Genomic DNA, 731 nt, shown 5'->3' with positions numbered 1-731 from the left:
ACATCCGCGCCCGCAACAGTCGCGATCGACTGTACTACCGGGGTGTTGCTGCCAACGTAGACGTTGTCCGGAGCAGTGACGGTGATCGAACCGCTGGTGCCATTGGCCGGTACGGTGATGACGGTTTTGCCGTCGCTCAGCGTGAAGGTCAGGGCACCGTGGTTGTTGATCAGCAGACCATCTTTGTTGGTCAGCGTGATGGTGTAAGTGATCTCGCCGCCTTCGGTAACCGAAGGGGTGGCGGTCAGCTTGGCTACAACTTCGTCGGTGGTGTCGGTGACATCCACTTTTGCAGCGCCGCCGAGCTCCAGGTTTTCGAAGGTACGACCATCAACGTCCACAGCGGACTTGATGCCCAGGCTGATTTCACCGGCGTCTTTGTAGACGTCATCGCCCTGTGCAGCGTGCTCGTAAGGCGCGCTGGTGTCGCCAGCCTTGATCGTGACCTGAGCGTTGTTGCTCAGGGTCACGACCAGGTCGTGGTCCAGCGGTTGATTGATGTGCACGGTGAAGGTCGGTTTGACGTTTTCCGCTACCGAGGTCTGATCAGCCGTGATGGTGACTTTGACCAGATCGCCTTCGTTGGTGCCGCCTGGGGTACCTGGGTTGCCCGGGGTACCTGGCTCGTCAGTGACCTGAGTGCTGACCGGGGTTTTGTCCAGGGTCAGTTGCTCGAACTTGCCAACATCAGCGCCCGCAACGGTCGCGATGGAGTTGACCACCGCTGGGTT

The 731-nt window shown here is 59.6% G+C and carries 1 protein-coding gene; it reads right to left on the bottom strand.

Annotated features, from left to right (window positions below):
- Positions 1 to 731: immunoglobulin-like domain-containing protein (locus tag SB765_RS27940; protein WP_410932267.1), on the bottom strand; the 731-nt coding region annotated here is incomplete at both ends.

The sequence above is a fragment of the Pseudomonas sp. SIMBA_067 genome (assembly GCF_046534675.1).
GTDB classification, from domain to species: domain Bacteria; phylum Pseudomonadota; class Gammaproteobacteria; order Pseudomonadales; family Pseudomonadaceae; genus Aquipseudomonas; species Aquipseudomonas putida.
This window is presented reverse-complemented; position numbering and strand designations above follow the sequence as displayed.